This window comes from Bradyrhizobium sp. Kon37 (genome assembly GCF_055807535.1).
The window spans coordinates 1-293 of record NZ_JBVVOY010000229.1 but is presented as its reverse complement, the minus strand read 5'-3'; the positions used below and the strand labels follow the sequence as shown (position 1 = coordinate 293).

Below are 293 nucleotides of genomic sequence, written 5' to 3'. Positions count from 1 at the left end.
CCGTGATCCGGGTTGCGGACAGTGTCTGGTGGGTAGTTTGACTGGGGCGGTCTCCTCCTAAAGAGTAACGGAGGAGCACGAAGGTTGGCTAATCCTGGTCGGACATCAGGAGGTTAGTGCAATGGCATAAGCCAGCTTGACTGCGAGCGTGACGGCGCGAGCAGGTGCGAAAGCAGGTCATAGTGATCCGGTGGTTCTGAATGGAAGGGCCATCGCTCAACGGATAAAAGGTACGCCGGGGATAACAGGCTGATACCGCCCAAGAGTTCATATCGACGGCGGTGTTTGGCACC

1 rRNA gene is annotated in these 293 nt (G+C 57.0%); it reads left to right on the top strand.

The annotated features are described in order from the left end of the window. Positions 1–293, top strand: a 23S ribosomal RNA gene (locus AC0L3J_RS37930); the annotation flags it as partial.